21 protein-coding genes are annotated in these 22,924 nt (G+C 46.6%); 5 read left to right on the forward strand and 16 right to left on the reverse strand.

Annotation, left to right across the window (positions count from 1 at the left end; all coding sequences use genetic code 11):
• Positions 1-6 precede the first annotated feature (6 nt).
• The 10 genes from ACXHJ1_RS20580 to ACXHJ1_RS20625 all read right to left on the reverse strand — a co-directional run bounded on the left by ACXHJ1_RS20580 (position 7) and on the right by ACXHJ1_RS20625 (position 12,960).
• Positions 7-1,872, reverse strand: coding sequence for an ABC transporter ATP-binding protein (locus tag ACXHJ1_RS20580; protein ID WP_025364770.1), 1,866 nt, complete (start codon positions 1,870-1,872; stop codon positions 7-9).
• Positions 1,847-3,676 carry an ABC transporter ATP-binding protein gene (locus tag ACXHJ1_RS20585; RefSeq protein WP_457905149.1) on the reverse strand — a complete coding sequence of 610 codons (1,830 nt, stop codon included), beginning with the start codon at positions 3,674-3,676 and terminating at the stop codon, positions 1,847-1,849. Before ACXHJ1_RS20585 ends, ACXHJ1_RS20580 begins: the two co-directional genes overlap by 26 nt.
• A gap of 211 nt (positions 3,677-3,887) precedes the next feature.
• On the reverse strand, positions 3,888-4,712 hold the full coding sequence (locus ACXHJ1_RS20590) for a thioesterase II family protein (protein WP_019687139.1): 825 nt from the start codon (positions 4,710-4,712) through the stop codon (positions 3,888-3,890).
• An 813-nt stretch (positions 4,713-5,525) separates the two neighbouring features.
• Positions 5,526-6,503 carry a class II fructose-bisphosphatase gene (gene glpX, locus ACXHJ1_RS20595; protein ID WP_016818476.1) on the reverse strand — a complete coding sequence of 326 codons (978 nt, stop codon included), beginning with the start codon at positions 6,501-6,503 and terminating at the stop codon, positions 5,526-5,528.
• Between the two features lie 218 nt (positions 6,504-6,721).
• Positions 6,722-7,525, reverse strand: a complete 804-nt coding sequence (locus ACXHJ1_RS20600; protein ID WP_016818475.1) for a pyruvate, water dikinase regulatory protein — start codon at positions 7,523-7,525, stop codon at positions 6,722-6,724.
• A 13-nt stretch (positions 7,526-7,538) separates the two neighbouring features.
• Positions 7,539-8,153 (reverse strand): helix-turn-helix transcriptional regulator, encoded by a 615-nt coding sequence (locus ACXHJ1_RS20605; protein ID WP_223822107.1) that lies wholly within the window; start codon positions 8,151-8,153, stop codon positions 7,539-7,541.
• Positions 8,154-8,391: 238 nt separating this feature from the next.
• Positions 8,392-9,603, reverse strand: coding sequence for an ABC transporter permease (locus tag ACXHJ1_RS20610; protein ID WP_107735254.1), 1,212 nt, complete (start codon positions 9,601-9,603; stop codon positions 8,392-8,394).
• Positions 9,600-10,319, reverse strand: a complete 720-nt coding sequence (locus ACXHJ1_RS20615) for an ABC transporter ATP-binding protein (protein ID WP_107735255.1) — start codon at positions 10,317-10,319, stop codon at positions 9,600-9,602. The genes ACXHJ1_RS20610 and ACXHJ1_RS20615 overlap by 4 nt, the downstream gene beginning before the upstream one ends.
• A gap of 6 nt (positions 10,320-10,325) precedes the next feature.
• Entirely contained in the window at positions 10,326-11,783 is a 1,458-nt protein-coding gene (locus ACXHJ1_RS20620; protein WP_044786591.1) for an efflux RND transporter periplasmic adaptor subunit, read from the reverse strand.
• A 13-nt stretch (positions 11,784-11,796) separates the two neighbouring features.
• Positions 11,797-12,960: a TolC family protein gene (locus ACXHJ1_RS20625; RefSeq protein ID WP_107735256.1), complete on the reverse strand. Its 1,164-nt coding sequence runs from the start codon at positions 12,958-12,960 to the stop codon at positions 11,797-11,799.
• A 317-nt stretch (positions 12,961-13,277) separates the two neighbouring features.
• Here ACXHJ1_RS20625 and ACXHJ1_RS20630 point away from each other — a divergent pair, with 317 nt between their 5' ends.
• Positions 13,278-13,466 (forward strand): hypothetical protein, encoded by a 189-nt coding sequence (locus ACXHJ1_RS20630; protein WP_013370989.1) that lies wholly within the window; start codon positions 13,278-13,280, stop codon positions 13,464-13,466.
• Between the two features lie 181 nt (positions 13,467-13,647).
• On the opposite strand, the gene ACXHJ1_RS20635 is transcribed toward ACXHJ1_RS20630, so the two are convergent.
• From ACXHJ1_RS20635 to ACXHJ1_RS20645, 3 genes are all read right to left on the reverse strand, one after another.
• Positions 13,648-13,971: an MGMT family protein gene (locus ACXHJ1_RS20635; RefSeq protein WP_107735257.1), complete on the reverse strand. Its 324-nt coding sequence runs from the start codon at positions 13,969-13,971 to the stop codon at positions 13,648-13,650.
• A 117-nt stretch (positions 13,972-14,088) separates the two neighbouring features.
• Positions 14,089-15,249, reverse strand: a complete 1,161-nt coding sequence (locus ACXHJ1_RS20640; RefSeq protein ID WP_107735258.1) for a rhamnogalacturonan acetylesterase — start codon at positions 15,247-15,249, stop codon at positions 14,089-14,091.
• A 264-nt stretch (positions 15,250-15,513) separates the two neighbouring features.
• A complete protein-coding gene (locus ACXHJ1_RS20645; RefSeq protein WP_016818468.1) occupies positions 15,514-15,936 on the reverse strand; it encodes a hypothetical protein in 423 nt (140 codons plus the stop codon).
• A gap of 168 nt (positions 15,937-16,104) precedes the next feature.
• On the opposite strand from ACXHJ1_RS20645, the gene ACXHJ1_RS20650 reads away from it, so the two are divergent.
• From ACXHJ1_RS20650 to ACXHJ1_RS20665, 4 genes are all read left to right on the forward strand, one after another.
• On the forward strand, positions 16,105-16,530 hold the full coding sequence (locus tag ACXHJ1_RS20650) for a CHRD domain-containing protein (protein WP_016818467.1): 426 nt from the start codon (positions 16,105-16,107) through the stop codon (positions 16,528-16,530).
• Between the two features lie 199 nt (positions 16,531-16,729).
• Positions 16,730-17,923 (forward strand): acyltransferase, encoded by a 1,194-nt coding sequence (locus ACXHJ1_RS20655; protein WP_107735259.1) that lies wholly within the window; start codon positions 16,730-16,732, stop codon positions 17,921-17,923.
• Between the two features lie 107 nt (positions 17,924-18,030).
• Positions 18,031-18,732: a response regulator transcription factor gene (locus tag ACXHJ1_RS20660; RefSeq protein WP_025364763.1), complete on the forward strand. Its 702-nt coding sequence runs from the start codon at positions 18,031-18,033 to the stop codon at positions 18,730-18,732.
• Between the two features lie 15 nt (positions 18,733-18,747).
• Positions 18,748-19,854, forward strand: a complete 1,107-nt coding sequence (locus tag ACXHJ1_RS20665; protein ID WP_019687132.1) for a sensor histidine kinase — start codon at positions 18,748-18,750, stop codon at positions 19,852-19,854.
• Between the two features lie 15 nt (positions 19,855-19,869).
• On the opposite strand, the gene ACXHJ1_RS20670 is transcribed toward ACXHJ1_RS20665, so the two are convergent.
• Genes ACXHJ1_RS20670 through ACXHJ1_RS20680 form a run of 3 tightly spaced genes read right to left on the reverse strand, consistent with a single transcriptional unit; the run spans position 19,870 to position 22,863 of the window.
• Complete coding sequence (locus ACXHJ1_RS20670; protein ID WP_457905150.1) at positions 19,870-20,625, reverse strand: LutC/YkgG family protein; 756 nt, start codon at positions 20,623-20,625, stop codon at positions 19,870-19,872.
• Positions 20,618-22,138 carry a LutB/LldF family L-lactate oxidation iron-sulfur protein gene (locus ACXHJ1_RS20675; RefSeq protein ID WP_457905151.1) on the reverse strand — a complete coding sequence of 507 codons (1,521 nt, stop codon included), beginning with the start codon at positions 22,136-22,138 and terminating at the stop codon, positions 20,618-20,620. The genes ACXHJ1_RS20670 and ACXHJ1_RS20675 overlap by 8 nt, the downstream gene beginning before the upstream one ends.
• A complete protein-coding gene (locus ACXHJ1_RS20680; protein ID WP_457905152.1) occupies positions 22,135-22,863 on the reverse strand; it encodes a (Fe-S)-binding protein in 729 nt (242 codons plus the stop codon). The genes ACXHJ1_RS20675 and ACXHJ1_RS20680 overlap by 4 nt, the downstream gene beginning before the upstream one ends.
• Positions 22,864-22,924 lie beyond the last annotated feature (61 nt).

Genomic DNA, 22,924 nt, shown 5'->3' on the forward strand with positions numbered 1-22,924 from the left:
GCATATTTATGCGGTTTGTTCCTCTGGATGTTTTCGAAACTGAAGCTCATACAGCTCCGCATAATGACCACCCTCAGCAAGGAGCTGGTCATGAGTTCCCTGTTCTTTGAGCTCGCCATCGGCAAGAACACAGATCGTATCCGCCCTCTCAATCGTAGACAATCGATGGGCAATAACTAATGTCGTACGATCCTTCATCAGCTCATCTAAGCCCTGCTGAACTTCATATTCCGACTCTGCATCCAGGGCCGAGGTGGCTTCATCCAGCAGCAAAATCGGCGCATTTTTGAGCAGAGCACGGGCAATCGCGATTCGCTGTCTTTGACCCCCGGACAAATTGGCTCCGCGTTCACCGACAATCGTGTCATAACCCTCCGGAAGCTCAGCTATGAAGCCGCTGGCATAGGCTGTTTTGGCCGCAGCCTCTACTTCCTCATCCGTGGCATCCGGTGAGCCGAAGCGGATATTGTCTGCTACTGTACCGTGGAACAGTGTAGCCTCCTGTGGTACATAGGCCATTAAATCCCTAACCTCATCCAACCGAAATTCTTCTGCCAAGCGGCCGCGAACCCGCAGCACACCTTCATCCGGTGGGTAAAATCCCAGCAACAACTTCATCACGGTGCTTTTCCCACCACCACTCGGACCGACAATCGCGGTTACCTGCCCTTCTGGCACGACCAAGTTCAATCTTCGCAGCGTTGGACGGTCTGGCTGATAGCCAAAGCTGATATTGTGCAGCTCCAGCGCAGCAGCAGTCTGTTCAATAGAGAGGTCTGAATCCACAGTCTCGACACCGTCATAGGATTCCTTAGATTCACGGGCTGATGAAGCTGACACCTCCGGATCGATAAGCCCGGTTACTGATTCCTTCTGTTTCGCCGCGGGAAACTGTTCCTCTTCCTTCGACTCATTCAAGATTTCGCGGATACGTGCCAAGCCTGCCAAAGAGTTTTGTAACAGGGATACAGCTGCCCCCAGCTCCAAAAATACCGTTGAAATACCCGTTTGCAGCTGCACAATCTGTCCCAAAACTCCGAGCTCCATTTGCTTCTGCGAAACCAAGATCAATCCAGCAACAAGCACACCGCCCAGCGTAATAAATTCAATAACAAAATTACACATATCCTGCAGTCCCATATGACGTCCCTGTCGGATACTGATGCGATTTATGTCCTCGCTTGCATCGTTGCAAAGTCCACCCACTTTTGTCCTTAACCCAAATAACTTCACCGTCTGTAAACCGGAAAGCAAATCACTCAATCGTTCCGTGAACCTGCTCATCCGTCCCTGTAATTCTTCACTCGTCTGTCGCATTTTCTTCGCAAAATGAGCATTTATCCAGGCTGAAGCTAGTCCTAGTAGAACCGCCATAATCCCAAATCGCCAATCCAGCACCATCAGAATGACTAGTGAGCCTAAGAAAAGCGAAGTTTCCAGTATAATCGAGCGAATATGAACGGTGTAAGCCTGCTCCAGCGTTTGGACATCGTTTGTCATGCGGGAAACAAGATTACCCGAATGGTGTTTTTCGGCTTTTTCATACGATAGCTTGACAACATGACCGAATAGTTTCATTCGTACATCGGCAATTGCGAGCTTGACACATCGTTTATACATATAGCTGCACACTGGGGAAATAAGACTTAACGCCAAAAATGTGCCGCTGACCAAATAGACCGCTCGGTACAGCTCCTGTACATCGCCATTAACCGCAAAATTCAGCAAATAATGCACCACAAAAGAAAGCAAAATTGTGATGCTGGCATTGGTCAGACTGTTGCCAACCAACCCCGTAAAATACCATTTTCGATGCGGCTTCATCAGGGACATCAATTGCTTAAATTCATAAAACCCCTGCTTGAAGGTCACGACGCTCACTCCTTTCCTCAGGCAGTGAATACCCGTTTTCCTCCGTTTGCTGTCCTTCAAAATTTTGCAAATACAGCTTTCGGTACACACCTTCACGGCCTAGTAATTCCTCATGTGTACCCGATTCCACAATGCTCCCCTGATCAAGTACGATAATGCGGTTCGCCTGACGTACAGTTGACAGTCGATGAGCTATGACCAGTACCGTCCGGTTTTGCATTGCTGCATTCATTGCAATCTGTACCTGAGCCTCCGACTGGCTATCGAGTGCTGAAGTCGGCTCGTCCAGTAGAAGCAGCGGAGCATTTTTCAGCAATGCTCTTGCTATAGAAATACGCTGCTTTTGTCCTCCAGACAATCCGCCTCCCCGTTCGCTCAACAGAGTTTCATAGCCCTCGGGTAGCTGAACAATAAAGTCATGCGCATGTGCCGCTTTCGCCGCCTCGACAATTTCTTTCCGGGTCGCCTCCAGACGTCCATATCCGATATTTTCTGCAATAGTGGCCGGAAAAAGCGACGGTTCCTGAGATACCATCGAAATATGGCTACGCAGGCTTGTTAGGTTCCAATCTGTCAAATTCTTACCAAACAATTGAACGGTTCCGGTATGCTCTCCAGGTTCATTAAATCCGCAAAGCAGCTTGAAGATTGTGCTTTTACCGCCACCGCTGGCCCCAACAATCGCTACCGTTTCTCCTTGTCCTACCTGGAAGCTAATCTCCTTCAGCACCGTGTTCCCTTCGTTGTAGCCAAAGGTTAAATGCTCAAAGCTGACTACAGGAATGTCGTCCTTGCTTTCTGCATCGTCTTCCTCGAGATCTTGGCTTATTGAAGTGATTTTCCCGTCTTGCCGCTCATCTGGCCAATCCAGCACCTCAAACAAATGCTTCGCTGCTCCCCCCGCTTCCTTCATTTGCGAAATAATCGTCGGCAGCATGGCAACAGGCTGCAATATGAACGAAATAAGATATAAAAAAAGGACAATGCCACCAGCATTCAACTCACCTTGTTGAATCAAATATCCACCGTACACAATGACCAAAATAATCGGTGTTGCCAGCATCATCACACCTACTGGAGTTATGAACGCATAGCGTTTTTCTAGCCGCAATCCGCGCTTGATGACCTCCTCCGTAATCACCATATACTTCTTCAACAGCACAGCCTGCATATTAAATGCCTTGACGATAGGAATGCCTCCGATCGCATCCTGTCCCACCGCGTTCAAATGAGCAATTTTCTCCTGAAGCTCCTTGGAGTATTTCTCAATTGGCTTGCTCATCAGTGAGGTTATGATCATTCCTACAGGCATAAGCGCAAGACTTGCCAAAACCAGTTTCCAGCTTGTCAGTAAAAGCAACGTTAAGGATGCCGTAAACACAAGTGGCAAATAAAACAGATTAGCAAACTGCTGGATAAAAAAGTTCTGCAACAGCGCCGTATTGTTTGTTAGACGGGATACCAAATCTCCGGTGAACTTGCTCTCCACGCTGGAAACAGGTAAATCATAAAACTTATGTACGAGATCGCCTCTCAAGTCGCGCAGGGCACTAACACTAAATCGTGCCGAAGCGTACCTCATCACAAACTTACAAGGCATTCCAATTACCGTCATACCAACAACTAGATAGATCATGTTCTGGGTGGAGGAGAATGTTCCCTGTGCCATTTGCTCTATGGCCTTACCCAAAATAATGTCAATAGCTGCCAAACACAAGGAGGAAATCACGGCTATAAAAACCCAAAGATTATAAGGCTTTATATAGCGTGTGAGTCTCCGAAAAGCAGAATTTGATCGAAACAAAGGCATCCCTCTTTTTCATTGCCACACTTTAGCAGTGCGAACTTTTTAGATTGGCGATGGACGTCATTGAAGTAAACTCTGTGTCTGAAATGATGAGGGCCTGTACAGAAAAATTGAATTTAATCTACGCTGGAAAATGCATCATGGTGGGTGGTTTTATCGGTTATTGCTGAGATGGTGATAACGAAGTGTATCGTGATGTGTGGGACATTCAACTCTGCCTGAATCGTGGTTGTGGAGTGCTTGTGTTGTAAGTTGTATGAGCTGCCGCAGCGTGGGCCATCGGCGAGGATGCGGAGAGAATGTCCTCGACTGCGCTCATAACCTCTTGCTCTTGTTCATGGATGAAAAAGTGATTGCCTTCGAACATCCGGACATCCATAGGTGACATCGTATGCTGCTGCCAGGCACGAAGTGAATCTGTGCTAACCTCAAAATCCCTCGTTCCCCCTAAAACCGTCATTGGGCATGCCAGTGGATCTCCCGGCTGATAAACATAAGTTTCACATACCTTAAAATCTGCACGCAGACGAGGCATAATAATTTGCATCAATTCTGCATTTTGCAGCACCTCTTCGGGGGTGCCCTGCATCAAACGAAGCTCTTCGGTGAAAGAATCGTCTGCTAAATTATGGAGCCGTTTCTTGGAGTATGGAAGTTGAGGAGCGGATTTACCAGATACGATGATATGCACAGGTAGTTTTCCAGCTTTGCTGTACAACTGCCGCGCTGTTTCAAATGCGATCAGTGCCCCCATACTGTGCCCAAAAAAGGCAAATGGCTTATGTATGTATGGAGCCATAGCGGGAACCAACGATTGGACGATGTCTTGAAGGGTTTCCATTGGAGCTTCAGTGGAGCGGCTCTCACGTCCTGGGAGTTGTATTGGCAACACAGTAATATCAGGCGCGAGCCTGGACTTCCAAGAGTTAAATATGTAAGCACCACCACCGGCGTAGGGAAAGCAGAATAGTTGGAGCTTCGCAGTCGGTTGGGCCTCTGTTTTAGCGAACCAAGATTGTGATCGAGTCGTCATATGAATTCCTCCATCCTCTATGCAGTTCATAATTTTACAGTAAATCCTTATATCTCTTTTTTTCTTCCAACACTTTCTAGCTTTTTTAAATATACAAACTTTAAAACGGCTTGACACGGGACAAAAGGGCTAAATTACTAGACTTCATAAAAATAAAACAAAATCCATATTATGCTATTTGTTTCCAAACTACAAAAACAACAATTTGACTTTTTCGCTCATTATCTGCCCATCATGATCTGTAAATCTAGCCTAAAACATAATTTCACATTTTCACGAACATTGTAAAACTAAAATCATTATGATTTACAATTACGCCCAAACCCCTTATCCTATAACAATTTTATCTTTACATGCCATTAACATAAATGTAACAAATTCAACCTGATATCATCCGACAAATTCCGCCTTTTTCCGCGCCCACCTTCAACCTCCTATATAATGGAACTAATTTAAAAAAAGCACACACAAACCAAAATTAATAACTCTTTAAATTTTTAATAAACCGGGTTTTTAAGTAGTTCTAAAGAACTATATTATGCATAATTTTTTTTGACTCTTCGTCTAAAAAAATTAGTTCGAATTGATTTTTTCGCTTCCAAAGCTATGTTTTTTTCTTTTCAAGCCTAATAGAAACTTTTCAATTTTACTTCATAAGTACCTGTTTTTTAGAAATTTATATCCTTGATTTTACTCTTTCATCCCCCAAAAACAGTAACAGCAAACAGCAAGTCTCCCTTTAGTCAGAGACTTGCTGTTTTATAAGTTTATTATGATTGAATTCACCAGCGAGGGAAGTCTTGACTTCAAATTTCAAGAGGATGCCGCTGCCGCGAGCGTACCGGAAGAATCAGCAGTATGATGAATACTTCGCACGAAACGAATCGTTTTTGTATCTGAATGCATTACAACTGAATGGGTTTCAGCTCTGTGACCAGGCAGAGAACGAACCCCCTGCAACCACTCACCAGGCGTCACGCCTGTAGCGACAAACATCACGCCTTGGCGTCCGACCATGTCCTCCATCGACAGCAACGCCCCTGGATCAGTAATACCCATGCGTTTGCAACGTGCAATCTCTTCTTCTCCATGAGGCAGCAAGCGGCCCTGTATTTCTCCGCCCATGCATTTCAGCGCGGCCGCGGCCAATACACCCTCAGGAGCGCCGCCAGAGCCGATATGCAAATCTACACCGCTGTCCAGGCAGGTTTCAATTGCACCCATCACATCCCCATGACCAAGCAGCTTGATCCGAACGCCGCTTTCCCGCAGAAGCTGAATGATCCCGGCATGCCGTGCACGATCCAGAATGGACACCGTAAGATCGGACAAGGATTTCCCCAGTATGCGCGCTGCTTTTGACAATGTAGTCGGGATCGTGTCCTCTAGTGACAGCTTTCCAGCCAATGCCGGACCAACAGCTAATTTTTGCATGTACATATCCGGAGCGTGTAGTAGACTACCACGAGGTGCAGCAGCAATGACCGACAGTGCGTTATTCAAACCGTTCGCCACCGTTTCCGTCCCTTCGAGAGGATCAACAGCAATGTCCATGGCTGGCCCTCTGCGATTGCCTACTCTCTCCCCGATATACAGCATGGGAGCCTCATCCATTTCGCCTTCGCCAATCACGACCGTGCCGTCCATGGATACCGCATTAAAATGAGTACGAATGGCTACTGTTGCCGCCTCGTCCGCGCTATTCTTATCTCCACGCCCTGTCCATTGTGCCGATTGCAGTGCCGCTGCCTCTGTTACCCGAACGAATTCCAATGCCATTTGACTCTCCATACCTATCCCTCCACCTCTCCTAAAAATGATATTACCTACAGGCAAATAAATATTTTCAGGGCAGCTTTGCTGCCATTTTATTTATATCTTTATATAATCTCCTATATCCTACGGCCGATCCTTATCTTTAGAGCAGCTTTGCTGCCTTTTATATTTACACTCCTGTATCCCGTAATTATATTTTCTTTATAAGCGCTGCTTCTAAGTTGTTTCGCTTTCTATAACATTCTGATAATCAAGCCTGCTGTCTCTTCAATGGCTTTATCTGTAACATCAATGACCGGACAATTCAGCTCTTTAAACAAAGACTGCGCATACGCGATTTCCTCTTCCACCCTTGTCGCTGTGGCGTATTGCACATTATTAGGAAGCCCCATAACCTTTAGTCGTTCACTGCGTATTTTCAACAGCAACTCCGGCTGGATCGTCAATCCGAATACTCGGCCATGCTGAACATCCTTCAACTGAACAGGCGGTGTAAGCTCCGGTACAACCGGAATGTTGACTGTTTTATAACCTTTATGTGCGAGAAACATGGATAAAGGAGTTTTGGAAATACGTGACACTCCAAGCAATACTATATCTGCTTTGAGAATGGCGCTCACATCTTTGCCATCATCGTATTGAACTGCAAAATCCAGTGCCTCTACACGCCGAAAATAGTTGTCGTCCAGTCGGTGCAGTAGACCAGGCTTCTCTTTGGGATCGTTATGAAACGTATCGGCAAACGCCTGCATCATCGGTCCCATAATATCGACAGCCCGCACATTCAGCCGGACAGCCTCTTCTTTCATCGCCTCTCTCAATTCCGGCTGTACCAACGTATAAGCTACAAAGCCTTTACGCTCGGCAACTTCCTCCATTACCCGACTCAGCTCGTCTTCATCCCTCACGTTCATAAATCTTTTGATCTCTGTGTCTGGTAACTCAAATTGGCGCATGGTCGCCTGTACGACAGCTTCTGCCGTCTCACCAATCGAGTCTGAACAGATCGCTATAAAATGACTGCTCGCCTGAACCATTCGATTCCTCCCATTAATCCTCTGCTACCATATCGAGCAACATTTTAATAATATTTGTTTTTGTAATACGTCCCACGACTTTCCAGTGCTCTCCTGGTTTGTCAGAATCCGAAGGGACGACGACAGGCAGGCTGTCGATTTGACGAGCAATAATTTTGCGTGCTGCCTCTAGTACGGTATCCTCTGGGGAAACAGTGACCACATTCGCCTGCCGGGTCATCACAAGACTGACAGGAATGGTTGCTGCATTGGGATTGCCTAACGTTACCTTGAGTAAATCCTTGCGGGAAGCCACCCCTGCCAAATCTCCGTCTTCATCGGTGACGATCAAATTGCTCACATTTTCCAAAAATAGAGCTACGACAGCTTCCTGAATTGTGGTTGTTTCACGTACGATGACTGGAACCCCGTGAAGATCACCGACTTTCATTTGCAAAAGCCGGAATTTTTCCTCCCGGTTCGGCGTGCCCCGCTTTCCAACAAAATAACCGACCTTGGGCTTAGCATCTATGTAATTCAGAATGCCCAATTTGGATAGGTCGGTCCGAATGGTCGCCTTACTGAGATTAAGCATTTCCGCAATCTGGTCACCCGTTATCGGGGCATGCTTTTGTACGATGTTTAAAATTTCTACTTGTCTTGCCGTAAGGTCGATGATGAACGCCCCTCCTTTTTTTGCTTGCGATCTGATATTGAATATAATACGTCATATATAATAATAAATCAACCTAAAAAAACATATAAAACATCACATATATAAAATTAAAGTGGTTATTCATGTTTTTTTATCATTTAAAACACTTATTCCATTCAAAAAGCGGGTGCTTTATCCCCCCTCTTTCGAGTAAGGCAAAGCACCCGCTTTCCTATTCGTATCTTAAAGCATCAATCGGACGCAGCTTCGAAGCCTTGCGTGCCGGATATACTCCAAACAGTACGCCGACTCCCATGCAGCACAGAAAAGAGTACATCACTGGCTCTATCGAATACACAATCGGCATTTGGACGAATTTCTCGAGCAGCTTTGCACCCCCAAGACCCACCATTACACCGACTAGTCCACCCATTAGACTAAGAAAAACAGCCTCAGCCACAAACTGCAGCATAATATCACTGCGCTGCGCACCAATCGCTTTGCGAATTCCGATCTCCCTCGTACGCTCCGTGACGGACACCAGCATAATATTCATAATACCAACACCGCCAACACCGAGCGCAATTGCAGCTACACCGATCAGCAGCATATTCATAACCCGGTCAACCCCAGACACTGTTTTTAAGATTTCCGTCTGGGTCATGATTTGAAAATCATCGCCCTCTGATGGCTTTAGCTCATGTCTGGCACGCAGCACCTGCCGGATTTCAGCACTTGCCTGATCAATCCTGTCCTCCGTTGTTGCAGAGGCATTCACCTGCTGAATGCTCATATTGCCCAGCCGTTCCATTCCAGTTGTAATCGGTACATATACCTGCTGCCCGCTGTTGCTCATATTGGAATTGGAATTGGTCAGCACACCAACCACCTTAAAAGGCAACTGCTTGATCATGATGGTCTCACCGACTGCCCTGGAGGCATCCGGGCCAAAAATATTACGGGCTGCATCACTCCCCAGCACAGCCACATTCATCCGTTTATCCACTTCATAGTGAGTAAACGACCTGCCCTGAGCTAGCGACAGCTTTCTCACATGGACAAATGCCAGCGAAGTCCCCTCAATTTGCCCGCTGACCTTATTGCGACTCCACGTAATATCTGCACTGGTCATTGCACTTGGTGCTACCTCTGCGACTGCTTTTTGCTGCTCTAGCGCCTCGATATCCTCCAGAGATATCCCTTTCGTCTGATTGAACGACATGGAGCTGGACCCATCATATGGAGCATAAGGATAGATCATCAGCAGATTATTTCCCATACTATTGATCTGCGATGTAATTGTAGCGGTTGATCCTTTACCGATGGCTACAATCGCAATCACGGCGGCCACTCCGATAATAATGCCCACCATGGTCAGCAAGGATCGCAGCATATTGGTTCGCAAACTATTGAGCGATACACGAATAATTTCCTGAAATTTCATACCTTCACTTCCTCTGCCGCCATTCTTCGTTTCTCAACAGGCTGATCCTTTTCAATCCGCCCATCTCGAAAATGAATCAGACGCTTGGCGTATTCCGCAACCTCCTGATCATGAGTAACCAGTACAACCGTTTTCCCCTGATCGTTCAGACGCTGAAAAATCCCCATGATTTCCACACTTGTTTTGGAGTCCAAAGCTCCTGTCGGTTCATCCGCCAAGAGAATAACCGGATTGTTCACAAGTGCACGCGCAATGGATACCCGTTGCTGTTGACCGCCTGACAATTCGTTTGGCCTGTTGTTCATCCGGTCGCCTAGACCTACGCTAGTGAGGGCATCCATGGCTCGCAAACGACGCTCCTTGGCAGAAACCCCCGCATAGATCATAGGCAGTTCCACATTCTCCAGAGCCGTTGACCGCGGGAGCAAATGGAATTTTTGAAATACAAATCCGATTTTCTGATTACGTATAATAGCCAGTTCATCCTCGCGGGCATCTAAGATCGAATATCCATCCAAATAAAATTGTCCTGACGTAGGTAAATCCAGACAGCCGATAACATTCATCATCGTGGACTTGCCTGATCCAGACGGTCCCATAATCGCAACAAAATCACCGTCAGCAATATCAAGCTGGACCTCACGCAGAGCATGAATTTCCTGATCTCCGACATGGTACACTTTTTTCAAACCCTCAATCTGAATAACATATCTCATGCCCGTTTAAAAGCCCCCCTGCATGCCGCCCATTGCGGAAGGATCTGGCGGAGGTTCAGGAGCAGGCACAACAATCGTGTCCCCCTCCTTTACACCGGATTTAAGCTCTACTCGGTCTGGCGTGTAAAATCCGAGCTCTACGGGCTTAAATGTGCGTGCCCCGGGATTCGCAGCGTTAGCAGAAACATACACGCCATCCTGGCCTCCTTCGGATCTCAGTGCAGTCGCAGGAACGAACAGTACATTTTTGTGTACTCCCAAAATAACGGCCACATTCATAATCATGCCTGTTTTTAGCTTACCTTTCGGGTCATGTACAGACATCTCCATTAAATACGTCGTCATCCCTTCATCCGTAGAGGCTTCCGGTGAGACGAATTGCACTTTCCCTGGGAAAGATTCACCCGGATATGCATTGGTCGTCAACACAGCCGAAAGCCCCTTTTTGACCTTGACAATGTCGGTCTGACTTACCTTCACAACTACCTTAAGATCGTTGGAATCCGAGTTATTCATGGTAATAAATGGAGCCGTCGGACTGGTCCCCACATCTCCGTTCACCTTCAGGATCACTCCGTCCCACGGCGCCGTGACCTGAAGCTTGTTCAACTCATTTTTTTTCTGCTCCAGCTCAGTTGCCAGTCTTCGAACCTCTATCCGTGAGGATTGAATACTCGATGCATCAGCCGGAACCTGAGTCTTGTGAAGCTCAGCCATCGCTGCACGGTAGCCAATTTCAGCCTCTGAAATGGTGCGACGTTTTTGCGACATAAGTTTGCGGAACTGTAAATCTAGATTATCATAGTCCGTTTGTGCTTTATCCAATGCTTGCTCAGCCTGCTCCAATTCACTGTTGGATACTGCCCCGGCATCATGTAAAAACTTTTGGTCTTCATATGCCTTCCGGGCCTGCTCTAACTGTTTTTTGGAAGCTTTCTTCTGACTCTCGGCTTCTTCCAGCTCAAATGATTCTTGCGCTGTATCGACAGCCATTTTGGCCCGAAGTACATTTGTTTTCTGAATTTCAATATCCTCCGCCTTTGGACCCTTCTCCAATTCAGCCAGCTTGGATTTGGATATCTCCAAAGAATCAGACGCACTTTGGATTTGCATTTTAATTTCTGAACTGTCCAGAAGCGCCAGCACTTGCCCTTTTTTGACCTTGTCCCCGGCTTTTACGTTCACCGCAGCCAGCTTGTTTTCGCCTGCACTCGTAAAGTTCAGCTTCACTTCCTTGGATGCTTGCACGGTGCCGGACGTGTCCAGCTTCTCGCTCACATCGCCGCGCTCTACTTTAAACGTCTCGTCCTGTACTATAGGTGCTACCTGCTCTTTGGGCATATTCAGATATACTGCTGCTCCGCCTCCACCTACAACCAGCAAAACAATCGCAGTCCATATCCACTTTTTTCTCCGTTTTCTCCGTAGCTTGATTAAAGCATCATTTAAAACCGTTTCTGCCAACGCCTTTTCCTCCCTATGTGCTCCATGGCTTGTTCAACGTATACTCATTTTGATCCAACTCGATCGCCAGCTCTTCCATTTGCCGTTCAATCTGGTTCACTTTCAACTGGTTATTTTTCAATTCCATCTCGATAATTAGACCTCTGGCCCACTTTTTGTGTGATAACTCCAAGGCCTCTTTTGCTGTACGCAAGCTTTCTTCCAGTTGTACGTATTTCTTTTGGTTTTCCTTAACCGTGGCATACAAATTGCGGAGTGATTCAGCAAAATCCTTTTGACCTTTGGCGAGCTCCTCCTTAGCTGTATCAACATCCATTTTAGCTAGATCGTAAGCACCTGCACCGTTATTAAAATCAAAATATCTCACATTGAGTTCCGAAGTTTTGATACTATCCTCCAGCTTCCATAAATTCGGGTTCATGTCTGTCAGCTGTTGTATATGTAATTCAATATCCAGCTTCTTCGGTTCCTTGTACACGGGTCGATCCACCATTTCATAGGCTGTTCCGTTAGGCTGTCCCATAAGGAAGTTCAGAGCATCCCTGGATTTTTGCAACGCAATTTTTCCCTGCTCGACCGCTTGTTCCGCCTGGACTCTGGCCTGTGTACTCTCGTTTTTCGCATATTCAGACAGCTTGCCTCGCGCAAATTTGGCAAGTGCAATCTTTTCCTCCGCTTGGGCGATTTCAAGCGCCTCCAGATCATTTTTCACCTGATTCTCTGCTACAAACACACTTTGGTAGCTTTTCATTACATTAAAATATATCTGGTCTTTGGCATATTGCGCCTGCTTTTTGCTGGCTAGATAGGATAGTGTCGAAGAGTTATAATTTCTCCAAGAAGTGTTATCACCGACATATTCACCGTCTATAAAATCAACAAATGCATTTCCCAAATCCTTTTCTGCATTTTTTAGTTCAAGTCTACGACGCTCTACATCCCGCTCGGCGGTACGCGTATTGTAGCTGTTCGTCTGTGCCCATTCCACTGCCTGCTTGAGCGTTAATGGAGGTAGAGCCTGTCCCGTTACGGATGATGTCTTCGACGTAGCCGCAGCAGATGAATTAACTGACATATTTGCTGACATGCTTCCTGATGAACTGTCAGCCTGCGCAGTTGTAACCAAGCCTGTAGAAAAGGACAATACAAGCAGCACGGCAGCCGCTTTTTGCTTCATAAATGAATTTCTCCCCTTTCGGTGCATCTTCGAATCTTTTCCATTCTTTTCGACATAAATTTCCACGAATTCTCCGCATTCTAATTGTACTTTCAGGTTTATGTTGGTACAAGGTGTCAAAACAATACATTTTTGTAACCTTTACTGCCAGATTACTCATTGTATCTACTTTACATCCCATCAAACATAGATTTAATCTGTTTTTACCTGAACTTTACCTAAATTTCAGCTAATTTTAAGGAAACTAACAGCATCTATTAAGGTTTGGAACATATACTAGAGAAAGAATAACAGCCGCTCACTAGGAGGGTTAATAGATGATAAAAGAATCTCGCATGACAACTACTAACGAACCGTCTGATTTATGGATGACTCGCTTTCTACGCGAATCAGAACAAAAAAAGAAACAACTCATTCGGGAAGCCCGAAAAAATAATGATATACCGCTAATGAACAGTATTTCTTTTCACCTTGCCCAGCGTGACCAGCAGCATCTGATTGGATAAGCTTAACTGGGAAATTTAGTGCTATATATGAATACCACCCTTCGTTAATCTACATGATACGCCAGTTTAAAAAGAGACGGGACAAATCAAAACTATGATTTGTCCCGTCTCTTTTTGGCGAGGATTCAGACTAGTGTTATATTGTGTCTCAAAAACAATGCCACCTTTGCTCGTTCCTCGCCTATTCTTCCATCTCCGCCTGCGGATGATATAGATATTGATCCAGCGGGATACGTCCGTTTGCATTAAACTGTATGCCCTCCTCTTCCAAGTACAGGCGCTGCAGGGATGCGGACTCATCCTCCTGCAAAGCAATCTCTCCCAAGCGGTTGACTACTCTATGCCATGGAAGTCGATGTTTTTGGCTCAGTGTATGCAAAATTCGCACCACCTGTCTAGCACCTCTTGGGCTTCCGGCCTCTGCCGCAATTTGACCATAAGTCATTACTTTTCCCTCAGGGATCAGCAATATAATCTGAAGCACTCGGGCAGTGAAAGGCTGCATGTTCTAATTCCTCCGCGTTACTATTGCTTTTTTCCATTATTATAGCACCCTGAACAGAGGCCAAAAACCCCTGCTCCTACAAATGTAAGAAACAGGGGGGGAACCTATCATTGCAATTTAGAATCCACTCAGGCCCTGTCTTTGTAAATCCTGTGCTACCAATCGCGCCAGTTCCCTTGCACCCGCAAAGTTTGGATGTAGTGTATCACCGTTCATATACAAAGCCAGCGTAGCATCTTTGCCAATAGAGGTGAAATAAGCTGAACTAAGAACATTCAGATCGACTAAAGGCGTTTGTTCCTCTTGAGCCAGTGCCAAAATAGCGCTTCTATACCATCTGTTTTCAGCGTTGTGTACATTGTTAGCATTAAAGTCAGTGGCTCGGCCTTGCGGTGTTGACAGAATTACCGTCGCCCCCTTAGCCTTCACCTGCCGAATCATATCCCGCATCCAATCCTTAAACTCCGCTTCGCTTTCGTTATGCTTTGGATTGGTGTCATTAATGCCTAATTGGAGAATAAAATAATCCCCTGGCTTGATATATTGAACGATCGCCTCTAACTGACCATCGTGATGGAAGCCTCTAGCAATCTGGCCCCCTGACGCCATATTGCGAATTTGAAAAGTATTCGTGTTTACAAACTCTGGAAGTATTTGACCCCATCCTGCCTGCACACTGCTATCTAGCGGATAATAGTTACATACCGTAGAATCCCCGCCGATATAAATCGTGCGATTCGTAACTGGATTGCTAGACAATTGCCTGATTTCCAGTGCACTGAGTGTGAAGACTGCGCCCTCTTTGCCTTCAGTAACTAGCAGATTTAATTGTCCGTCTGTCACTGGAATTTGAAAACGATCCTTGGCCCCATTTCCCGTCATATTTATGACCTGATACACCCCTTCGGCCACAACACTCGAACGAGAAGTATTTCCTAAAGTAACCGACACCTCATACAAACCTGGAGGAAGATCGACGTCGAAAGTATTCTCGCTTTTCGTACCTGTAGCCAAGAATCGTACCGCATCACTTGCCACCCCAGTCCCCGATGCACTGACATTACGCATATTCTCAGGGGTACGAAAGCCATAGCCACGTGCAGAGTCATAGGACAGCGAAGCGCTCACTCCGGTATACCCCGTTTCGACCGTACCCCCGCCAAAATCAAACTTGTACTCGCCAGTTGATGCATGTGCCGGGGTAGCTATACCCAGCCCCGGCGCACCACATAAAAAGGCTGCTAAAAGCATACCAGTCAATCCTTTTTTCCACTTCATTCTTCATTCCTCCTCCAGATTTTTAATTGCATGAAGCAAAGATTTTTTGTAAGCGCATACATAAAATTCTACCCATGGTTGCAGGGTTGTACCTATGTCATTCTTATGCAATTGAAAAATAGCTTATTCGTTAAGCTGAACTTGTACTTGTCAGCCTGCATAGTGAGTATGATCCAGTATATTATATGCCTGTACACAAAAAAGCTTCGCAGATCCAACTGCGAAGCTCCCTGAAGCAAAATTCCGTTAGTTAAAACTACTGCATTAATCCGAAACCAAAATCCCGTCGAAGCTCTCTGGACCTACTCGTATTGTACCCAGCAGGTTAGCTGATACAAAGGCTGTATACACCAATTGTGGCGTAATCGGTGGGTTAAAATCATCTGCTGAGAACGCAATAACCTGTGGAGCTAATAAACTTAAATTAAAAGTTGACGTAGCCGAATAAACAACAGGGTCTGTTATCTGCGTACCTCTCACAATAGTAATTGTAATCCCTACTAAAGCAAGTGGAATTTGGAGAGATATAGTTCCTTTAAGCAGAACCCGTGGTGTACCTGTAGCTCCTTGGGTGTTTAATCCGATCTGTCCGAACAATTGCGGCGTATTTAAAAGAGTGATTGGGATGGCAATAGAGTTGGCTGTCGAAGCATTTTGGGATGTTCTTCCATCAATAAATGTTCCCATAGTTTCTCCTCCTCTCTCTATCAGATACTCATAGTCTATGAAAAAATCAGTTTTGTGCTTGGACTGAATAACTTGTAAAACACACAACTTCTGATGAATAGGCGAATGTACAGCCCCTTCTCTGATCCTGTGAATACACTAAACCAACACTGGGAAAGGAGGGACGTAATGTCCAATAAGTTTAGAGCCACGTTGAGGGGGGCTAATGAAGTGCCTCCTGTCAGAACGAATGCGACAGGAACTGCGGAATTTCGTTACCGTCCAGCGAGCCAGCAATTAAGCTTTGAGCTGACGGTTCGCAATATTTCACGGGTAACTGAAGCGCACATTCATCTGGGACGAAGAGGAGAAAATGGTCCTGTTGTTGCTACACTGTTTGGCCCTTCGAAGTTTGGGATTACCGTAAGAAGAGGTGTCGTTACCGGCGTGCTGCGTGCAATTGATCTTACCGGTCCACTCAGAGGCAGAACCATTAATGATTTGGTATGCCAAATTAGAGAGGGCAATGCCTACGTCAACGTCCACACGATCCGTCATCCGAACGGTGCCATTCGTGGGCAAATCAGACGCGCACCTATCAAACGTTGCAAATAACGAATGAACATGAGTACTAAAAAGAACTTCCATGCTGCTCATTTTGAGCCTATGGAAGTTCTTTTTTTTAATTCTTAACAAAAGTTAAGAAGTTCATAAGCGATTCTTAAGCCGCTCCCTTTCAGGTTGTTAAGAACTTTATCTTTTAATAGAAAGAGTTCAACAAGATACAGTTCACTACTGAAAGGAAATGAAGCTTATGAAGCCTACGACCAAAGAAAAAATTCCTGAATTACAGTTGGTCAGAGCCATGGCGATTTTAGCCGTCTTAATGGTACATGCCACTTCCTATGCAACGGTCCAACTTACAAATTCCAGCCTTTATGTTGTATATAATGCGCTCAATGTGTTGATGAAGTACGGTACCCCTGTATTTATCGCGCTTAGCAGTATGGTGCTGTTCTATAACTATAAGGATCGTCCGCTGGGACGACAGCTCTTGAGGCGCTTTTATAAGCAGAGATTGCTGTACATCCTCTTACCTTATGTCATGTTTTCTCTGTTTTATTTCATCCTGTCCCTTATGGCTGGCAGTACCGAACCATGGAGTATAACTACACTTGCGGAAAACTTTGCTCTGAAACTGGTTACAGGCAAAGCGTACACCCATTTATATTATATTTTTATCATGATGCAATTTTATCTTGCATTTCCATGCATACTGTGGCTGTTCCAGCGTTATCGGCAATTTCCGCAATGGTCTATTGTCATTGGGCTGCTGCTACAGTGGTCATTTATAATTAGCAACAAATTTCTCTTTCAGGTTCAAAATAAAGGCAGCTGGGCGCTGTCCTATGTGGCCTGCTACATGCTGGGCGCAGCTCTCGGCTATTACTATCCCCAGCTTCGAACTTGGTTTCTGGTACGTAAGGAGGAACGAAGTTTTACAAGCGTGCTGACATGGATCGCAATTTGGGCTTTATGGCTGATTTCAGCCACCATTCATGTCTATATGTGGTACGAAAATAGATTGTACGGAACCTCGTACAATTCGCTAGTTTTTGAACTTATGTATAACATGTACAGCCTGTCTAGTACGCTGGTATTACTACAGATTTCCTTTTTAATGTATAGAAGACAACATTCCTTTGTCATTCGCAAGCTGGAACGTCTGGGCACACTGTCCTTTGGTGTGTATCTCATACATCCATTTTTCCTACTCTTGTATCGGCAGTTTTCACCACACATTGGCTCACCGCAGCTTATTCATGTGTGGTACGCTGGAGGTTTTTTCTGTGCACTTCTTTGTTCTTGGCTCGTCGTGTCGGTCATCGCCCGCTTCCTGCCATGTGCGTGGATTTTGTTCGGTCAACTACCGGGTACAGGAAAAAGGAACTTCAAGCAAGAAGAGCGCATGTCTTCGCCCGAAACGCTACTATTCAAAGGACGATGATATCCAACAAACGACCTGAGAAGAGTGTCCATAGCCTCCATCGCCAAAAAGGTATATAATACGCCCATATTGTATACTGCTGGAAAGAACAGAAAGGGTGCACAACCATGCATAACGGAACCATTTTATTAGTAGACGATGAACCTGAAATTATTAAGCTCATGCAAATATATTTAGAAAATGAAGGATATCGCTTGCTCATGGCACGGGACGGACTGGAAGCGCTGGAGCAGGTTAATCGGGAACAGATAGATGTAATGGTGCTGGATGTGATGATGCCCAACATGGACGGGATTGAAGCCTGCATGAAAATCAGGGAAACCGAGCATTTTCCGATCATTATGTTGTCTGCGAAGGGACAAGATATGGACAAAATTACAGGGCTTAGCGTTGGGGCCGATGATTATGTCACCAAGCCGTTCAGCCCGCTGGAGCTAGTGGCACGCATCAAATCCCAGCTACGTAGAGTACGGAAATATACCCACTCCTCTCCTATATTGGAGCATGAAATGGTTCTGGATGAACTCTCCATTAACACTGTTACACATGAGATCACTCTCGCTGGAGAATCCGTTAAGCTGACTCCGCGTGAATTCGCTATTGTTGAGCTTTTGGCTCGACACCGGGGTCAAGTGCTGAGCATGGAGCAGATTTATGAGAAGGTCTGGAAGGAACAATATCTGGAATCCAACAACACGCTAATGGTACATGTGCGTAAAATTCGCGAGAAAATTGAGACTGATCCAAGAAAGCCCAAATACCTGAAAACAGTGTGGGGCATCGGCTATAAAATGGAAAAATTCGATTAATGGAGGACTTGCGTCTTGAAGGCAAAACGATACGATACGCTGGGATGGAAGCTGGCAGCCCTTAGCCTTGCCGCCTTCACTTTAACTGGACTAATTTTAATGGTGTTTTATTATGGAGCGTCTTTGCTGTTATGGCTGAATCCCTCGCGTTCTTTTTTTGGCACTCGGCTGATCCGCTGGACCGTCAATCACATTGGTTCCTCACTGATCTTGCTGGTGTGTGGGCTGCCTTTATATATTTATTTCTTTTTCCTTTTTACCAAAAATACGATTGGCTATCTACGAGAGATTACGACAGGGATGCAGAATTTCGCGGACGGAAATTTATCCTATTCGATTCCGGTATCTTCCGCAGATGAACTGGCAACCTTGGCAAAAAATATGAACACCATGGCAGACAAGCTCCGTCTTTCAATAGAAGAAGAACGGGCTTCCGCCAAAGCGAAAAACGACCTGATCACTGGTGTATCCCACGATCTTCGCACCCCGCTAACATCGGTGATTGGCTTTTTGGAGTATATTGAAACCGACCGTTACCGGGATGAAATTGAGCTACGCTATTATGTAAACATTGCTTATGAAAAATCGCTGACGCTTAAAAAGCTGATCGACGAGTTATTTGAATACACGCGTGTGAGTGGAGGTAGCCTGCCACTGGAGCTGGAGCCTGTAGACCTCGGCAAATTGCTCACTCAACTTGCTGAGGAATTTGTACCCTCACTGGAACAGGCGGACATGTCCTATCGTGTCCGAATCGTTGAGCCTGTTCGGATTTTGGCCGACACGGACGAGCTGGTGCGCCTGTATGAAAATTTATTTTCCAATGCGATTCGATACGGAAAGGATGGCAAGCGTCTCGATATCACGATAGGACGTGAAGGCGATGAAGCGATAGTGATCTGCACCAACTACGGCACCCCGATTCCACCGGAAGATGTCCCACATCTCTTTGAACGGTTTTACAGAGTGGACAAATCACGCTCCAAGGAAACCGGAGGTACCGGGCTGGGCCTTGCTATTACCAAAAGCATTACCGAACTGCACAATGGCCGCATTTCGGTTAGGAGCAATCGTAGACAAACGGATTTTGAAACCCGTTTTCCGATCTATCGCGCCCGTTAGACGGGCAGTATAACGCTAACCAATCAACAACGTATAAACGATACCTGGTCCGTGTACACCGATCGTCAAATCATTTTCGATATCCGACGAGCGGCTCGGTCCAGTAATAAAATGAATGCCTGCGGGTAATTGCTCACGCCCTGCTACGTCAAAACGGTTTAAAATCTCGCCCAGTCGTGTTCGCAGACATTCCACGGGCAGGAGAATGATCAGCACAGTCGGCAGCAGACTGACCGAGCGCCCCTTCTGCGGCGAGGATAGCACTGCTACCGAGCCGGTGTAGGCGGCGGCCTCATCGGCCATGACGATGCCGATATCGGCCTCCGCGGCGCGTGCCTTCCAGTCTTCGGCTGGATCGGTGTTCCACACCGACAATCGGACTTCCGGTAGCGCTGCTTCCAACTGAAGCGCATCCAGGTCCGGCTCATTCTGCCGGACGATATAGGCTGCTCCCAGCTCGCGCGCCTTGTGCGTGATCCAGTCTGCCGCCTTCTTCAGATCCGGCAGACGCACCACGTGTCCGCCAACACTTGTAAAGTTGGCGGTGAACTCCTCGATGCGCTGCTCCGCACTCCATTCGAATTTGTGCCAAAACGCAGGTGCGCCGCGAAACGGCTGCATCGGTGGCTCCGTCTGTCGTGGACGCTTGAGCCGCGTCGCAATGCCTTCCATAAAGCGTGCCTGCTTGACACGGGATTCTGCTTGCATTTGATGAAGCCATGCTTCATGCTCCGCTTTTGCTTGCATAGAAGGATTACGCTGTTCACTCATGCTGCATCCCTCCTTTTCTTCTATCCGCCAAGATCGTCTCCATTCGGCTGAGAATGTCCGGATGCATGACCTTGCGTTCCTGCTCCAGCTCACGCGCTAGTGTGTTCCAGTGCTGACGGAAGGACTTATTCGCCAGACTTGGAGCCACACGATACGTATTCCAGCCTTTTAAGGGGCCAAGCTTAAGGGTAATCTCTCCCTTACGGACTACCGCTTTCTGTGCGATCTGTCCGAGTCTGATCGCCGCAGCGAATCGCTTCGAGCTGGAAACTACCGCCGCAAAACCTTTCATCCCGATCGTCTCCAGTTTATCCCCTTGTCCTGCCTCCACCTTGCGTCTACGCAAATAAACCAGCATATCATGCAGTGGTATTTTGACCGGACAGGCTTCATAACACGCCCCGCACAGACTGGACGCACTCGCAATATCGTTCCACTCTTCGATGTTGCCATGAAGGGCAGGCGTAAGCACTGCACCGATAGGGCCGCTATATGTCCCGCCATACGCATGTCCCCCAATGTGTCGGTACACCGGACAAGCGTTCAAACAAGCACCGCAGCGAATGCAATTTAACAGCTCCTGAAACTCAGGATTGCCTAGCTGAAGCGAACGTCCATTATCTACGATGATAATGTGCATTTCCTCCGGTCCATCGGCATCCTGGCTGCGTCGGGGTCCTGAAATCCCCGACATATACATCGTCAGCTTCTGTCCGGTAGCGGAGCGTGGCAGCAATGTAGCCATCACCTCCAAATCTGTCCAGGATGGAATAATTCGCTCCATACCCATCAGTGTGATTTGCGTTTTGGGCAGAGTAGAAACCATGCGAGCGTTGCCTTCATTTTCAAACAAAACCATGGAACCCGTCTCGGCAATGGCAAAATTGCAGCCTGTCATGCCAATATCCGCTTCTAGAAACTTTTCACGCAGCTTTTTGCGGACAAAGCCCGCCAAAATCGTCGTATCTGCGGACAGCTCCTCCCCTGCTTCTTTAGACAGCAGCTCGGCAATCTGATAGCGGTTTTTGTGAATCGCAGGGATCACGATATGAGATGGTGCCTCTCCCGCCAGTTGAATAATATACTCACCGAGGTCACTTTCAATCGTCTCGATATCCGCACCTTCCAGCGCCTGATTCAAATGCAGCTCCTCCGACACCATCGACTTGGATTTGACGACAGAACGGGCTTGATTATGCGCGGCAATGTCCAGTGTAATGCGCACGGCATCCACTGCGGTGTCGGCAAAATGGATATGCACCCCGTTGGCACGGGCATTTTCTACAAATAGATTTAAGTAATAGTCCAGATGGGCAATCGTATGAAGCCGAATTTGACGCCCCCGCTCACGCCATTCCTCCCAATTTCCATGCTGCTCTGAAGCTACACGCTTACCGTTGCGCAGCCGCTCGGTAGTGAAACGAACTGCATTCCGCAGAAAATCATCATTCAGAGCCAGCTCTGCACGTTTTTTGACCTTTTGGTTCATAGAGTGCGTATGTACAGCGGTCATGCGTGCTTCACCCCTTCGTATAACAGCTCTGCCAGATGCATCACCCGAACTGGCTCTCTCCGATATCTGAGATTACCGGCGATATTCATCAAACAGGCCATGTCCAGTCCGACCAGTACCTCGGCTTCCGTCTCCCTGATATGGTCCACTTTTTCAGTCACCATCGCTCCCGAAATATCGGGCATTTTCACCGCAAAAGTACCACCAAACCCACAGCAGTCCTCTGCAAAAGGAAGCGGCACTAATTGCAAACCCTTTACGCTGCCAAGCAGCTTCATCGGTTCCTCCTTTACGCCGAGCAAACGTGTTCCATGACAAGACGGATGATAGGTTACCGTATGCGGAAAAGACGCACCCACATCGGTCACGCCAAGCACCTGCACCATAAATTGTGTAAACTCATACGTCTTTTGCTTCAGCCTCCGTGCCGACTCCAGCCACTCAGGCTCATCCTTGAACAACTCCAGGTAATGATGAATCATATATGTGCAGGAACCGGAAGGAGCTACGACAAAATCACTGTTATTAAACGCTTTCAAAATCGTTTTTGCCGCTGCCCTTGTTTCATCCCAATAGCCGCTGTTATAGGACGGCTGCCCGCAGCATGTCTGCACCTTGGGAAATTCCAGCTCGACACCATATCTGGCAAGCAAGCGGGCCATCGCTTCCCCTACCTTGGGATACATCGCATCACTTAGACAGGTAATAAATAAAGATACCTTCAAACGGCACACCCCTTCCGTCCATTTTCCAAAGGAAAACTTTCATCATAAGCATAAGCTTGCA

The organism is Paenibacillus sp. ALE2, from assembly GCF_054113385.1.

What these genes read in the sequence shown, in the direction of transcription:
- ACXHJ1_RS20590 (WP_019687139.1), bottom strand. Translation starts at nt 4,712, where the DNA reads ATGACGACTCGATCACAATCTTGGTTCGCTAAAACAGAGGCCCAACCG.
- glpX (WP_016818476.1), bottom strand. Translation starts at nt 6,503, where the DNA reads ATGGAGAGTCAAATGGCATTGGAATTCGTTCGGGTAACAGAGGCAGCG.
- ACXHJ1_RS20600 (WP_016818475.1), bottom strand. Translation starts at nt 7,525, where the DNA reads ATGGTTCAGGCGAGCAGTCATTTTATAGCGATCTGTTCAGACTCGATT.
- ACXHJ1_RS20610 (WP_107735254.1), bottom strand. Translation starts at nt 9,603, where the DNA reads ATGAAATTTCAGGAAATTATTCGTGTATCGCTCAATAGTTTGCGAACC.
- ACXHJ1_RS20615 (WP_107735255.1), bottom strand. Translation starts at nt 10,319, where the DNA reads ATGAGATATGTTATTCAGATTGAGGGTTTGAAAAAAGTGTACCATGTC.
- ACXHJ1_RS20625 (WP_107735256.1), bottom strand. Translation starts at nt 12,960, where the DNA reads ATGAAGCAAAAAGCGGCTGCCGTGCTGCTTGTATTGTCCTTTTCTACA.
- ACXHJ1_RS20630 (WP_013370989.1), top strand. Translation starts at nt 13,278, where the DNA reads ATGATAAAAGAATCTCGCATGACAACTACTAACGAACCGTCTGATTTA.
- ACXHJ1_RS20635 (WP_107735257.1), bottom strand. Translation starts at nt 13,971, where the DNA reads ATGCAGCCTTTCACTGCCCGAGTGCTTCAGATTATATTGCTGATCCCT.
- ACXHJ1_RS20640 (WP_107735258.1), bottom strand. Translation starts at nt 15,249, where the DNA reads ATGAAGTGGAAAAAAGGATTGACTGGTATGCTTTTAGCAGCCTTTTTA.
- ACXHJ1_RS20645 (WP_016818468.1), bottom strand. Translation starts at nt 15,936, where the DNA reads ATGGGAACATTTATTGATGGAAGAACATCCCAAAATGCTTCGACAGCC.
- ACXHJ1_RS20650 (WP_016818467.1), top strand. Translation starts at nt 16,105, where the DNA reads ATGTCCAATAAGTTTAGAGCCACGTTGAGGGGGGCTAATGAAGTGCCT.
- ACXHJ1_RS20655 (WP_107735259.1), top strand. Translation starts at nt 16,730, where the DNA reads ATGAAGCCTACGACCAAAGAAAAAATTCCTGAATTACAGTTGGTCAGA.
- ACXHJ1_RS20660 (WP_025364763.1), top strand. Translation starts at nt 18,031, where the DNA reads ATGCATAACGGAACCATTTTATTAGTAGACGATGAACCTGAAATTATT.
- ACXHJ1_RS20670 (WP_457905150.1), bottom strand. Translation starts at nt 20,625, where the DNA reads ATGAGTGAACAGCGTAATCCTTCTATGCAAGCAAAAGCGGAGCATGAA.
- ACXHJ1_RS20675 (WP_457905151.1), bottom strand. Translation starts at nt 22,138, where the DNA reads ATGACCGCTGTACATACGCACTCTATGAACCAAAAGGTCAAAAAACGT.